A 13,732-nucleotide genomic window follows, 5' to 3' on the forward strand; every position below is an offset into this window, starting at 1 on the left:
CTGGCTCCCTTCCTCAGTACACGTAAACCTGTTTGATGACGCCATTTTCCTCGTAGATGTTCACCGGGCGTGCTGCAGCTTTCGCTGCAATCAGAACGGCCAGCATATTGAAGAAGATGTTGTCGTTATCCGGCGAAACCTTGCGCCACCCAAGCCCTTGTATGTGAACCCATGCATTGCGGTCTTCGTTGATGGCCCACAGCCCGATAACGCGGCGGTTATTCCGCCACCCGGTATTTACGATGCCGTCAACGCCGTGGTTAAGCCAGCTGTCGATTCCACACTGGCCGTAGGCGATATTGAAAAATCCTTGCTCCCCCCATCCGGTGCCCCAACTGTTCTTGCAGATCCAGTATCCCGGACTGTCGTTGTATCCGACGATCGTTACGCAATGGCCTCCGGCCTGAGATCCGGTGACGTGCTTGTAGATGCCGCTTTTGTAGTTGAAGAAGTCCTGGTACACGGTGAGGCAGGCGCATACGGGACCCTTCGTCGATAGCCACTCTTTGATCTGGGCGGGCTTGCCCGTGAGTACCGTGTATCCGGTGATCTTCACGACGCGGTCAGCCCAGTTTGAGCACAGGCCAGAGCAGTCCTGTTTTACATTCCCGTCTTCATACTTGTAGCATGCTTCATCGGCGACACCTTTGCTTTTGAAGGCGTCTAACGCCTCGTTCGGCCACCATCCGTTTGAACACGACCTGCCTTTTTCGCGAGCGTGGCAGAAGAAGAGATGTGCCTCGCTGAGATCGACCGCATAAGACGGATCACTGTACCAGAGGCGAACTCTGCCTTCGACTGTGGCGACAGTTCCGAAGGCGACACACGAACCACAGCTTCCCTGGTCTTTAACCGGGGTGATGAAATTTTTCCCTCCGACATTCCGGAGGTCGTACGCGGGAGGTGCGGTGATAGCCGAGAGTGCTTCTGATTTCAGCGATTGCTCCAGTGCAGGCCAGCGCCGCTCTATCTCAGCGACATCCGGTTCACCCGGCGGTGGCGACACTCCCAGGCGTTTCTTCTGCTCCTCAATAGAAAGCACGGAGAGGCTGGTAACACCGGCCTCCCAGGGTTCACCTTCAGTGCGGAGTGCACTGCGTATATCCTCCAAGGTTATGGTGTCCTCCATTGTCCACGTCCTCTTTTTCATACGCTTTGTTCAAATCCAATTTCCCCTAGCGTCACCTGAAATTTGATGACTCTGTAATTTTTGGCAGAACAAAAAAAGGAGCAAATTATTGCTCGATTCATGTGGTTTTGTGGCGACGCGTTACAATACTGTTTGGGGTATAAATATTTTCGCATGACGCGACCGAGATGTATTGCTGCCGGGCAATCCGGTCATTATCTATTTGGTAGCGAGCATGATGCCGACCCCGTTTGCCCGACCTTATTCCGGAAACGCGTCGGTTCAAAAAAGCCGCCGCTTAAAACCATCCAGAGGGCATGGCTGAACTTGACGTATGAAAGCGAATCCTGGTATGTCGTTCACCTATGGGCCGGACAGTCCCGGTGCCTGCCCTCTTCCTCTCTTCAACCGATCCCCTTAAATATCGTTATCAACGACATTCTTGTTAACGATTATTTCGGTGACATCATGATTACGCTCACACCCGACGAAGTCAGGGCCCGGTTCGGGCCGCTGTTCTCGATGAAGTTCCTCGCCATGGTCGACCAGAACGCCGGTCTCGCGGAGATCCGCGAGCACTGCCGGGCCCGGGGGACGATCGAGTGGGACGCGGCGAACCGGGTGCGGGCGAAGGGCGCGGTCGAGTCCTGCCACGTCGAGGGCACGACGATGACGATGCTCGCCCGGCTGGGGGTATCCCCCGCGAAGTTCGGGGCTGCCGGCCAGGAGATCGGCGGCCAGGCGCTCGAGGGGGTCGAGGTCGTCGGGGACGAAGTGGTGACGACCTGGTCGGGCATCGCGGGGGCGGGCGTCGGCGTCGCCGCCTGCCTGCCGCAGGCGCCGGGCGTGATCCGGGCGGAGTATCCTACGGAAGACGATCTCAAGATCGGCGGCGCCCGGGTCTGCCGGGTGCGGATCGTATCGCCGCTGTATGAGAAGGTGACGATCGGGATCGACGACACCGATACCCGCGAGGAGGGCGCCACGTGGGTGCTTGCGCTCAAGTGCGCGGAGGGCTGCACGATCCCGGGGGTCGAGTACCTGGACATGCGCCTCGTGCAGCTGAACCCCGCGGTCCCGAAGAAGACCACCAACTGCGTCGGCTCGGCCCTGAACTTCGCCGTGCGCCCGGGGAAGGTGGACGAACTCCTCGAATACGTCCGCGACTTCATCGAGTCCGAAGCGGTCAGCAACGATACCGGCATCGCCGTCTACCGCGGGATTGCGTTTGCCGAAGAATCACCCTACGCGAAAAGGGTCAAGACCGAGCTCCTGACGGTCGACGACGCGGAGGCGGAGGCGGCACGGATGGGCGTCCGGTTCATCGACTCGACCGGGCGGAAGGGCAGAATCGGAGCTCTGGGTGCCGTTCTCTGGGGGAACAAGGGCGTTGAGGCGGCAGGACTGTATGGAGAGACTCTCTAGTCCGTATACGATACGGTATCCTCAGATCGTGGCGGTGGCCGACGAGAGCGGCGGGCAGGTGGAACTCGTCGAGTTCTTCGACTGCACCGGCGGCGCGATGTGGGTGAAGCGGCACTACGCGCAGAGCCCGCTCGTCCGCTCCGTCCGCACGGTTGGGTCGACCAACCGCTACCTCCTCTCGACCGGGAGCGCCGACCTCGCGCTCGAGGGCTCGGTCTTTCCGGCGGGAATCGCCGAAGTCGCCGTCGAAGAGGACGAGATCGCCGTCACCTACCGGGGGCTCGGCGGCGGTGGCGTGGGGGCGTCGGTCTGCCGCGCCGGTGCGGAGGGCGTCGTCCGCTGCGTGAGCGACCCTGCCGGCGGAGGGCGGCTCGCGGGTTCGACCGTCTGGCTCCCCCGGCTTGAGCGGGTGCTCGTCGGGATCGACGACACCGATACCCCCGAGGAGGGGGCCACCTGGACACTCGCGCACAACATCGCCCGCGCCGTCGAGGACGACCGTTCACGCTACCTCTCCCACACCATCGTTCAGCTCTATCCCGTCCCCTACCGGACCAAGAACTGCGTCGCCATCGCCTGCGAGTTCGCCACTTCCGATCCTGCCGGGCTGATCAGGAACTATCGGGATCTCCTCGAGGAGTACACCCTCTCGGACGAGACCGGGATGGCGGTCTGGCGGGGGTTTGATCCCTCGCCGCTCGAAGAGTTCGGCTGCCGCGTGAAGCGGGGCGAGGTCTCCGCGGACGACCTTGCCGCCCTCGATGACGAACGTCTCTCCATCGTCATGAACGGCCGGGGCGTGATCGGGGCGGTTGCGGCGATCCCGTTTTACACACGGTACGAGGAGGCGCTGGCGCTATGGAATGGAAGCGGCTGAAAGCCCGGGTGCTCGAGACAGGCTCCGTCCGCCTCTCCGGCGAATCTTCGGACGAATACGTATCCCGCTCCGCCGCGGGCCCCTCGGCCGGCACGCCCGGTTCACTCTTCTTTTCTCCCGGCGGCGGCCGGCGTGTCCGGGCCGGCGTCGATGATAACAGCCCCATCGAGGTCGTTCACCGGGGAGGCGGCGCGGCAGACCTCCTCATCGACGGCGAATCCGTCGCCGGCCGGCTCGAACCTGCCGCCCTCCACTGCCCCCGCCAGGCCTACATCACGGTCAGCGGGACGTGCATCTTCCGTTGCCGCTACTGCCCGGTGCCGGAACTTCCCGGACGGCGGAAGGAGGTCGGCGAGATCGTCCGCATGGTCGAAAGCGTCGCCGACCGGATCGACGCCGTCTCGATCACGAGCGGCGTCGCCTCCTCGATCGAGGAGGAGGAGGCCTATGTCATCGATGTCGTTGCGGCGCTCCGCCCGTTCGATCTTCCCATCGGCGTCTCGATCTACCCCTGCCCCGGGACCCCGGCCCGGCTTCACGCGCTCGGCGTCGCCGAGGTGAAGTTCAACATCGAGACGGCGACGCCCGAACTCTTCTCGGAGATGTGCCCCGGGCTCTCGTGGGAAGGGGTCCGGGAGTCGCTCTCGTCCTCCGTCGCGCTCTTCGGGCGGGGGAGGGTCTACTCGAACGTCATCGTCGGCCTCGGGGAGACCGACGAAGACCTGGAGCGGGTGATGGAAGACCTCGCCGCCGGCGGTGTCATCCCGGTTCTCCGCCCGCTCACCCCGGCGGCGTCTCTCGCGGGTATGCCCCGCCCTTCCGCCGAACGGCTGCTCTCGCTCTTCGAGGTTCACGGGAGGATCCTCCGCCGGGCCGGGCTCGACCCCTGCCGGGCGCTGACGATGTGTGCGGCATGCACCGGCTGCGATCTCACGCCGGGGAGGGACGCATGAAGGGCGCCGAGGTGCTTGCCCGGGCAGTCCGGCAGTCGGCTGACCGCTGCTACGCCGTCCCCGGCTACCCGGTATCGGAGGTTGCTGCCCTGGCGGAGGCCGTGAACACCGTCAACGAGAAGACGGCGCTCGAGTACGCCCTCGGCGACTCCCTCTCCGGCCGGAGGGCCGCCGTCTTCGTCAAGCACGTCGGCCTCAACGCCTGCGCCGACCCGCTCGTGCACGCCACCGCCCAGGGACTCCGGTCGGGCGTCGTCATCGTCGCCGCCGACGACGTCGGTGCGGCGGCTTCAGACGTCGTGCAGGACTCCCGCTACTACGGCGAGGTGGCCCGGGTTCCGGTGCTGGAGCCCGACGGCGAGACGCTCGGCCTTGCCGTCGATGCGGCGTTCGAGGCGTCGGAGACCTTCTCGAGGGTCGCCATCGTCAGGGTCACGCCCGCCTTCCTGGGTGCGGACGTGCCCGAACCCCTCTCCGCTCCGCGGCGGCGCCGGGAGGGATGCCTCGCCGACCCCGGGCTCACGATGGCCGGCCGGGCGCTGATGGCCGACCGCCGGACGGCAGAGATGTTTGCCTGGTCGCGTTCCTCTCCCCTCAACCGGTTCTCGGGCGGTAGATCCCGTGCCGTCACCGTCTACCCGCCGCCGGCCGCCCCGGAGATGCTCGCCTCGCTCCACGAGACCGGCCGCCCCTTCCTCCGGGAGCACCGGCTGCTCGTTCCACCCGAACCCGCCGGAGAGCCGGAACGGTTCTCCACCCGGGGCCGCTACCGGACGTTCTGCCGGAACTGCCCGTTCCACCCGGCCCTCGCCATCCTCCGCGAACGCAAACTCCGGGCGGCCTGCGACGCCGGGTGCGCGATCCTCGCGATGAACCCGCCATACCGCATCGGCATCGCCACCTACGGCCTCGGCTCGTCGGTCGCCGTGGCCGCGACCGGGCCGGGTGTCGCGCTCACCGGCGACTACGCGCTCCTGCATTCGGGCCTGAACGCCCTCATCGACGTCTACGAACGCAAACTCCCGCTCCTCTGTATCGTCTTTGCGAACAACCGGATGGGGATGACCGGCGGTCACCCCGTCCCCGAGATCCTTCGCTACATCGCCTGGGCGAACCCGGTCGTCTGTGCCGCAGACGATATCGGGGCGCTTCGCCGGGCTCTCGTCCTCCCGGATGACGGCCCCCGGACGGTGGTTATCGAAGGCGCCTGCCCAGAAGGTGAGACCCATGAAACCGTGGCATATCGAGATCTGTGACGTAACGCTGCGAGACGGGGAGCAGACTCCCGGCGTCTCGTTTACCCGTGATGAGAAGACGGCGATCGCGGAACTGCTCGACGCGATCGGCGTGGAGGTGATCGAGGCCGGGTTTCCCGTGGTCTCCGCGGCGGAGAAGGAGTGCGTCGCGGCGATCGCCGGAAGCGGTCTCTCTGCCCGGGTCTGCTGCCTCGCACGGGCGCTCAAGCCCGATATCGAGGCGGCGCTCGACTGTGACGTGGATATGGTCAGCATATTCTTCGCGACCTCCGACCTCCACATCCGGCACAAGTACCGCAAACCCCGCGAGGAGGTGCTCGACGGCGCCCTCGATATGGTGGAGTTCGCCTCCGATCACGGTGTCCAGGTGCGGTTCGCCGCCGAAGACGCTTCCCGGACCGACCCGGCGTTTCTCACCGAGATGTATACCCGCGGCGTCGAGCGCGGCGCGAACCTCGTCAGTTTCGCGGATACCGTCGGCTGCCTCACGCCGCTCGAGACGCACGCGGTCGTCACCCGTCTCCTCGACGCGGCCCCGCTTCCGCTCTGCATCCACTGCCACAACGATCTCGGGCTTGCGACGGCAAACACCGTCACGGCCGCGGCCGCCGGTGCATTCCAGCTCCACACCACCGTCAACGGGATCGGGGAGCGTGCGGGCAACGCGGCACTCGAACAGGTGCTCGCCGTCCTGCGGCTGAAGGGCGGCGTCGACCGCTACGATCTTACCCGCCTGCAGGAGATCTCGCGCCTGGTCGCCCGGGCTTCAGGCGTTGCCCCGGAACGCACCCGGCCGATCGTCGGCGAGAACGCCTTTGCCCACGAGAGCGGCATCCACATCGCCGCGATCCTCTGCGATCCGACGACCTACGAGTACGTCCCGCCGGAACTGGTGGGCGGCGAACGACGGTTCGTCCTCGGGAAGCATACGGGGAAGCGGGCGCTCGAGCACGTCGCGAAGGCCTATGGATTCGACCTCTCCGACGACGAGGCGCGGTGGGTGCTCGAGCAGGTCAAACAGAAGAGCGAGGGGAAGTGCAGCGTCACCCGCGAGGTGCTCTGCAGCCTCCTGCGGGCGGCAAAGGAGGGGATTGTCCAGTGAGCACGCTCTCCGAAGTGATCCTCGGCGCACCGGCGGGGGAATACGTGGATCGAGAGGTCGATATCGCCTTCGCCCACGACGGAACCGGCGTCCTCGCCCGGGAAGCGCTCCGGGAGATGGGGGTGGAGCGGCTCCCGCACCCCGACCGCCTCCGGCTCGTCTTCGACCACATCGTCCCGGCGAACACCGGGACGACGGCGACGCTCCAGGCCGAGCTTCGTGAGTACGCCCGGGTAGCGGGGATCGCGCTCTCGGATGCCGGCGGGGGGATCTGCCACCAGGTGATGAGCGAAGGGGTCGTCCGGCCCGGCATGATCGTCGTCGGCGCCGACTCCCACACCTGCACCCTCGGCGCCTTCGGCGCGTTCGCCACCGGGGTGGGAGCGACCGATATGGCGGCGATCTGGGCCTCGGGGGAGACGTGGTTCCGCGTCCCGGAGACGATTGCGCTCGACCTCTCCGGACAACTCTCCGGTGCTGCGGAGCCGAAAGACCTCGCCCTCGCCTGCGTCGCGGAACTCGGGATGGAGGGGGCGACCTACCGGGCGCTGGAGTTCGTGGGCGACGGGGCGGCGACGATCTCCATGGACGGGCGGTTGACCCTCTCGAACATGGCGGTCGAGACGGGGGCGAAGACGGGGATCTTCTACGCCGACGCGGCTACCGTCCGCTACCTCGCGGGTCATGGGGTTACGGCATCCCCCCAGGTGCCGGAGGACTGCCGCTACGAACGGACGGTCGCGATCGACCTCGACGAGATCGTGCCGCTCGTCGCGGTTCCGCACCGGGTGGATACCGTCCGGGAGGCGGAGGAGGTCGCGGGCACACACCTCGATCAGGTCTTCGTCGGAACCTGCACGAACGGCCGCTACGAGGATCTTGCCCGGTTCGCCCGGATCGTCCGGGGGAAGAAGGTGGCCGTCCGCACCCTGGTGATCCCCGCATCCCGATCGGTGCTCGCCCGGGCGATCGCCGCCGGCGTCCTCGCCGAGATCGTGGAAGCGGGCTGCGTCGTCGGATCGCCGGGATGCGGGCCGTGCCTCGGGGCGCATGCCGGGGTGCTCGGGGAGGGGGAGGTCTGCCTCTCCACCGCCAACCGGAACTTCAAGAACCGGATGGGCGTGGGGGGCGAGATCTACCTCTCGTCGGTCGCCACCGCCGCAGCGAGCGCCCTTGCGGGGGAGATAACCGTGCCGGAGGTGGCATGATGCAGGGAACCGGGCCGGCAATCTGCCTCGGGCGCGACATCGACACCGACCTCATCATCGCCGGCCGCTACCTCCGGACGAAAGACCGCTCGGTCTGGGGGGAGCACGTCTTCGAGGACCTCGACCCGACGCTCGCCCCCCGCCTTTCCGGCTCGGTCATCGTCGCCGGGAGGAACATGGGCTGCGGGTCGTCCCGCGAGCAGGCGGTGGTCGCCCTCCGCGAGGCCGGGGTGGTCGCAGTCGTCGCGGAGTCGTTCGCCCGGATATTCTTCAGGAATGCCGTCAACGTCGGCCTGCCGGTGATCGAGGCCTCCGTCGCCTGCACCGACGGCGCCCGCGTCGCCTTCGACCTCGATAGCGGGTGGGTGGAGGTGGACGGAGAGCGGTACCCCGCCCGCCCGCTCTCGGAGAAGATGGTCGCCATCCTCCGTGCCGGAGGGCTGGTCCCTTACTGGAGGTCGTCCCGATGATCTTCCCGCCCCACTGCAAGTTCGTCGGTTCCGCGAACGGCACACCGTGCGGGAAGCGGGCCTACTTCCTCTCGCGCTACCTCGTCCGGGAGACTCCCGGCGGCACCGAGGTGCTCGAGGTGGAGACCGACCCGAACGGAACCGGCCTGATGCGCGACGTCCTCTCGGCCCGGGTGCTCGCCTCCGGCGACGATGTCTACCGCTACCCCGAACGCGTGAACGTTCAGGATCGAACATTCTTAGTACAGGAAGCGATGCGGTCCGGGTACCGGTGCACCGTCTTCTGCGGCCACGGCGAACAGACCACGTTCGTGCTCGACCCGGACCTCTCGGCCTTCCTCCGGATCCACGTCTACGACATCACCCCGCCCCGCCCCCACCTCTCGGCAACGCTCGGCGACCTCGAGAGAACCGGGCTCTTCGGCGACCTCGAGGTCGTCTTCGAGCACCACGTCCGTGACATCCGCGAGATCAAAGCCGACGTCTACCCCTGCCGGGCGGCAGGGTTCCCCCGCACCGTCGACGCGGACCCGCTCCGGCCCGGCGACCGCGTGGCGGGCTGCCTGACGGCACGGGAACTCCTGCGGGAGTGCTACGGCGAGGGGGTTACGGTGGAGAACATCTGCCCGCTTGAATCGGTGGCGGCCGAACCGTTCATCGCGCGGTGCTGCAGGAGCGAGCGGGCCGGCATCGGCCTCTGGAACGGCCTCTTCGGCGCGGTGGTTCACTGGGGGTCGTCGTCGTGGGAGATCGCGGAGGCGGCAAGAGCGGTCGCAACCGCGTGGAGGAAGCAGAATGGTGAAGGTAGCGGTCGTTGAGGGCGACGGCATCGGGCGCGAGGTCGTCCCGGTCGCTCGCGATATCCTCACGGCCGTGCGCCCGGATATCGAGTTCTTCGACGTCGAGGTGGGCTACGGCCGGTGGGAGCGGACCGGGAGCGCCTGCGGCGAGGAGACGGTCGCCGACCTCCGGTCGGCCGACGCCATCCTCTTCGGGGCAATCACGACCCCGCCCGACCCCGGATACCGGAGCGTTCTCGTGCAGATCCGCCGCGAACTCGACCTCTACGCGAACGTCCGCCCGATCCGGGGCGAGGGGGTCGACGTCGTCATCGTGCGGGAGAACACCGAAGGGCTCTACTCCGGCATCGAGTGGACGGAACCCGATCGCGCCTGCACCGTCCGGGTCGTCTCCCGCCGGGGGAGCGAGCGGATAGCCCGCTACGCCTGCACCCTCGCGAAGTCCCGCCGCCACCTCACCGTCGGCAACAAGGCGAACGTCTTAAAGTCGGACTGCCTCTTCGTCGAGGCCTGCACGGCGGAAGCCGCCCGTGCGGGAGTGCCCTGCACGTTCTGCTACATCGACGCGCTCTGCCTCGACCTCCTGATGCACCCCGACCGCTACGACGTGATCGTGACGACCAACATCTTCGGCGATATCCTCTCCGACGCCGCCGCCTACCTTGTCGGGGGGCTCGGGATGCTCCCGAGCGCGAATATCGGGAAGCGTGCCGCCCTCTTCGAGCCCGTTCACGGGAGCGCTCCCGACATCGCGGGGAAAAACATTGCAAACCCCGTCGCGGCCATCCGGAGCGGAGCGATGCTGCTCGACCACCTCGGCGATCCCGTATCCGCGGCGGCTGTCGAGGAGGCCGTCGACCGGGTGCTTTCCGCAGGCATCCGGACACCCGACCTCGGCGGGACCGCCGGAACCCGGGAGTTCGGGGCGGCGGTGCTCCGCGAGGTCGGGCGGGGGAAGGCCTAAACACTTCAGGGTCGAGAATTACGGTATGGTGCTGGTGGGATGCCACGTCTCCATCGCCGGCTCGATCGACCTTGCGGTCGGGCGGGCCCTTGACGCAGGCTGCGATACGTTTCAGATCTTCTCCAGAAATCCCCGCGGCTGGAAGGCAAAAGACCTCGACCCCGGCGTGGCCGAGGCCTTCAGGGCGGCGGTGCGTTCATCGGGCATCGGCCCGGTCGTCGACCACATGCCCTACCTCCCGAACCCGGCCTCGCCCGATGCCGAGATCTACGAAAAATCGGTCGCTGCGCTTGCCGGGGAACTCCGGCGGTGCGCCCTCCTCGGGATACCTTACCTGGTGACCCATCTCGGGCACCACCGTGGCGCCGGGACGGCAGTGGGACAGGAGCGGGTCATCGCCGCCGTCAACCGGGCGTTTGCGGATGCAGGAGAGAGCGACGTGATGCTCCTCCTCGAGAACACCGCCGGGGAGAAGAACAGCGTGGGGACGACCGGCGACGATCTCTCGCGGATCATGGAAGGTATCGACGCAAAAGAGAGGGTCGGGATCTGTTTCGATACCTGCCATGCGTTCGCCGCCGGCTACGACCTCCGAACCGCGGAGGAGGTCGATGCGGTCTTTACGGAGCTTGACGACACGATTGGCCTTGCCAGCCTCCGGGTCGTCCATCTCAACGACTGCAAAGGGGACCTCGGGAGCGGGCTCGACCGGCACGAGCACATCGGGCTCGGGAGGATCGGGGAAGATGGGTTCCGGCATATCCTCCGTCATTCGGCCGTCCGGAGCCTTCCCCTCATCTGCGAGACGCCGGTGGACGAGCGGCGGAGCGACTCCGGAAATATCGCGAAGGTCCGCGAACTTGCGGGCGCGTGAGCGCCCCGGGGTGCTTCTCCAAAGAGGCCGTGCTACCGGCTATTGTGCGACGGCTCCTGCTACGATTAATATCTCTCTTTTATTATAATAGTCTGGAATACCCTCTCCACTCGCTCCGGTTCATGGCAAGATATTTATATTAATAATTCTATCCTGCAACGCGCGAACCCTTTATCCTGTGGAATCCTGGTGATTCTCCGGAATTCCACAGGATCTCTGTTTGTACGCCGGCCGGGGAGCCCCGTTCCCCCGGCGCGCGTACAGACACCATCGTATGGGACGAAGGGGGCGTTCTCATCGTGGTGATACAAGAATGGCTGAATATAACGCGCTGATTGTCGTCTGTACCGTCATTGTTATCGGATTGCTGGTATCTCCCGCCATGGCCGGGGAGAAGGCCCCGGGAGATACCGTTGCGGTCTGTATCGCTGGAGGATCGCAGGAGCACCCCGACATCGATGGAGATATGGCCGTCTGGGAGGACGGCAGGAACGGAAAGTCGATCTACTATTCGAGCGGCCCCGGCAGCGACGGCCGGAGGGTTGCGGGCGGGGGGACGGGGCAGAGGTACCCGTCCGTCTCGGGGGATTACGTCGTCTGGGATGAAAACCGGAACATGAGCCCGGACATCAGCCTCTTCAGGTTTTCGACCGGCATGACGACGGCGCTCACCGACGACCCGGCCGACCAGTGGATGCCCGTCGTTCACGGGGAGCATGTGGTCTGGTACGATGCCCGGAGCGGGAGCACGGATATCTGTCTGTATAATCTCGAGACCGGCAGCGAGACCTTCCTCTCCTGTTCGCCGGTGACCGACTGGAAGCCCGCGCTCTCGGAGAGGTACGTCGTCTGGGAGGAGGACACCGGGGGCGGGGATATCTGGGCGTACGATATCCGGAACGGAGAGCGGCGCCAGATCACCGGGAACGGTGCACGGCAGACCTACCCGTCGATATCGGGGAGCCGGATCGTCTGGGAGGACTACCGGAACATGGCTCCCGACATCTACCTCTTCGATCTCGATAACCCTGCCGCCGGAGAGCAGAGGATCACCACCAATCCCGACTGGCAGGTCTCCCCGGCGATCGATGGTGACCTCATCGCCTGGGAGGACAGGCGGAGCGGGATCTGGAACGTTTACATCTGCGACCTCGCCGCAGGGAAGGATAAGCAGATGCCGGTCCTTCCTTCCGCGATCGAACAGCTCTACCCTGCCGTCAGCGGTGATCGGGTCGTCTGGCAGCACGGCCGTGGAGAGGGCTCGGACATCCACGCCTTCATCTACTTCAACGGATCGGCTCCGGTAGCGGAGTTCTCGGCAGACCCGACCGAAGGAGGGGCGGTGCTCTACGTCCGGTTCACCGACCAGTCGGCCGGCGGCCCGGACACCTGGGAGTGGGATTTCGGCGACGGGAACACCTCGACCTCGCAATACCCGTGGCACTTCTACGAGATCCCGGGGAACTACACCGTCTCGCTCACGGTGAGCAGCGAGTTCGGGTCCGATACCGTCACGAAGACCGATCTCATCCACGTGGGTCCCCCGGAACCGCCGGTTATCAGCTTCCGCGCGGAACCGTTGTCGGGGCCAGCACCCCTTACGGTCTTGTTGTACGGCGATTCCCCGGACTACGCGACGGCCTGGCTCTGGGACTTCGGTGACGGCGAGACATCGCCACACCGGGACACGCGGCACCGTTACGATCGTCCCGGTGTTTACAACGTCTCCCTGACCTGTGACAACGCGGGAGCCAGCGCGACGCACACGGAGTACGGCTACATCACCGTCTATTCCGCAACTCCCACCCCGACTGTGACCCCGACTGTGACCCCGACCGTAACCCCGACTCCGACGGTCAACGTGACGCCAACCCCAACCCAGACGGCCACCCCGACCGCGACACAGAAGCCCGCGGGCAGCAGCGGTGGCGGCGGAGGGGGAGGAGGAGGCGGTGGTGGCGGTGGGGGTGGCGGCGGCTCCGCCCCGGTCAACCCCGGCTGGAGCACGCAAAAGCCCACGGCCACGCCTGCCCCCACCGTGACGGCGAATCCCACCCCTGGTGAAACCGACTCCGGCAGCCTGCACCTCGGGGCGACCGGTCTCGTCGACCGGGTCGCCAGGATCCGTTCGGCCGACGGGATCGTGACCCTCACGATCGCGGAGGGCGTCAGGGCGGCCGATGCCGCCGGCAACCCGCTTCGCGCGGTGACCCTTGCGGCGATCGGTGCGGCCGACGTGCCCGCGGTGCCCGGCGCATACGTGTTTGCCGGGTACGCCTGCACCGCCGGGCCGGAGGGGGCTGTCTTCTCCCCGCCGGCGACGCTCTCGTTCAACTTCACACAAGAGCAGTGGAACGCCGTCTACAACGGCAGCGTGCAGGGCGGGCTCGTGGTGCAGCGATACGATCGGTCGGCCGGCACCTGGGAGGAAGTCCCAACCACCGTCCTCCCGGAGACCCGGAGCGTCACAGCCGAAGTCTCTCACTTCAGCACCTACGCGCTCTTTGCCGCGGTACCCGAAGACGGTGCGGCACAGGCAGTCGCCGCCGATACCGGTCAGAAACCCGTGGCCCGTGACATCCCGTACGCGCACCTCATCCCGGGCCTGCTTGCCCTCGTCATCGCGGGGGCGGGGGCACTCCTCTACTTCCGGAAGGGTGAGCCCTGAAAACGG

General features: G+C 66.2%; 12 protein-coding genes. 11 read left to right on the forward strand and 1 reads right to left on the reverse strand.

Annotated elements, in window-relative coordinates; translation table 11 throughout:
* Window positions 1-13: 13 nt before the first annotated feature.
* Complete coding sequence (locus SZ63_RS02185) at window positions 14-1,129, reverse strand: C1 family peptidase (RefSeq protein WP_048180826.1); 1,116 nt, start codon at window positions 1,127-1,129, stop codon at window positions 14-16.
* Window positions 1,130-1,597: 468 nt separating this feature from the next.
* On the opposite strand from SZ63_RS02185, the gene SZ63_RS02190 reads away from it, so the two are divergent.
* The 11 genes from SZ63_RS02190 (at window position 1,598) to SZ63_RS02240 (ending at window position 13,726) form a co-directional block, all read left to right on the forward strand.
* Window positions 1,598-2,554, forward strand: coding sequence for a tRNA(Ile)(2)-agmatinylcytidine synthase (locus tag SZ63_RS02190; RefSeq protein ID WP_048180350.1), 957 nt, complete (start codon window positions 1,598-1,600; stop codon window positions 2,552-2,554).
* Complete coding sequence (gene mmp11, locus SZ63_RS02195; protein WP_048180358.1) at window positions 2,538-3,431, forward strand: methanogenesis marker protein 11; 894 nt, start codon at window positions 2,538-2,540, stop codon at window positions 3,429-3,431. The genes SZ63_RS02190 and mmp11 overlap by 17 nt, the downstream gene beginning before the upstream one ends.
* Window positions 3,413-4,384, forward strand: a complete 972-nt coding sequence (locus SZ63_RS02200; RefSeq protein WP_048180361.1) for a radical SAM protein — start codon at window positions 3,413-3,415, stop codon at window positions 4,382-4,384. The genes mmp11 and SZ63_RS02200 overlap by 19 nt, the downstream gene beginning before the upstream one ends.
* On the forward strand, window positions 4,381-5,640 hold the full coding sequence (locus SZ63_RS02205) for a thiamine pyrophosphate-dependent enzyme (RefSeq protein ID WP_048180364.1): 1,260 nt from the start codon (window positions 4,381-4,383) through the stop codon (window positions 5,638-5,640). The genes SZ63_RS02200 and SZ63_RS02205 overlap by 4 nt, the downstream gene beginning before the upstream one ends.
* Window positions 5,612-6,742 carry a homocitrate synthase family protein gene (locus SZ63_RS02210; protein WP_048180367.1) on the forward strand — a complete coding sequence of 377 codons (1,131 nt, stop codon included), beginning with the start codon at window positions 5,612-5,614 and terminating at the stop codon, window positions 6,740-6,742. The genes SZ63_RS02205 and SZ63_RS02210 overlap by 29 nt, the downstream gene beginning before the upstream one ends.
* The gene (locus SZ63_RS02215; RefSeq protein ID WP_048180370.1) at window positions 6,739-7,950 is read left to right on the forward strand and encodes an aconitase/3-isopropylmalate dehydratase large subunit family protein; all 1,212 of its coding nucleotides are present in this window, start codon (window positions 6,739-6,741) and stop codon (window positions 7,948-7,950) included. The genes SZ63_RS02210 and SZ63_RS02215 overlap by 4 nt, the downstream gene beginning before the upstream one ends.
* A complete protein-coding gene (locus SZ63_RS02220; RefSeq protein WP_048180829.1) occupies window positions 7,950-8,420 on the forward strand; it encodes a LeuD/DmdB family oxidoreductase small subunit in 471 nt (156 codons plus the stop codon). The genes SZ63_RS02215 and SZ63_RS02220 overlap by 1 nt, the downstream gene beginning before the upstream one ends.
* The gene (locus SZ63_RS02225) at window positions 8,417-9,238 is read left to right on the forward strand and encodes a DUF7714 family protein (protein WP_048180373.1); all 822 of its coding nucleotides are present in this window, start codon (window positions 8,417-8,419) and stop codon (window positions 9,236-9,238) included. The genes SZ63_RS02220 and SZ63_RS02225 overlap by 4 nt, the downstream gene beginning before the upstream one ends.
* Window positions 9,216-10,184, forward strand: a complete 969-nt coding sequence (locus SZ63_RS02230; RefSeq protein ID WP_048180832.1) for an isocitrate/isopropylmalate dehydrogenase family protein — start codon at window positions 9,216-9,218, stop codon at window positions 10,182-10,184. The genes SZ63_RS02225 and SZ63_RS02230 overlap by 23 nt, the downstream gene beginning before the upstream one ends.
* Before the next feature lie 25 nt (window positions 10,185-10,209).
* Window positions 10,210-11,058, forward strand: a complete 849-nt coding sequence (locus SZ63_RS02235) for a deoxyribonuclease IV (protein ID WP_048180375.1) — start codon at window positions 10,210-10,212, stop codon at window positions 11,056-11,058.
* A 313-nt stretch (window positions 11,059-11,371) separates the two neighbouring features.
* Window positions 11,372-13,726, forward strand: coding sequence for a PKD domain-containing protein (locus SZ63_RS02240; protein ID WP_048180378.1), 2,355 nt, complete (start codon window positions 11,372-11,374; stop codon window positions 13,724-13,726).
* Window positions 13,727-13,732 lie beyond the last annotated feature (6 nt).

This window comes from Methanoculleus sediminis, assembly GCF_001017125.1.
GTDB lineage: Archaea > Halobacteriota > Methanomicrobia > Methanomicrobiales > Methanoculleaceae > Methanoculleus > Methanoculleus sediminis.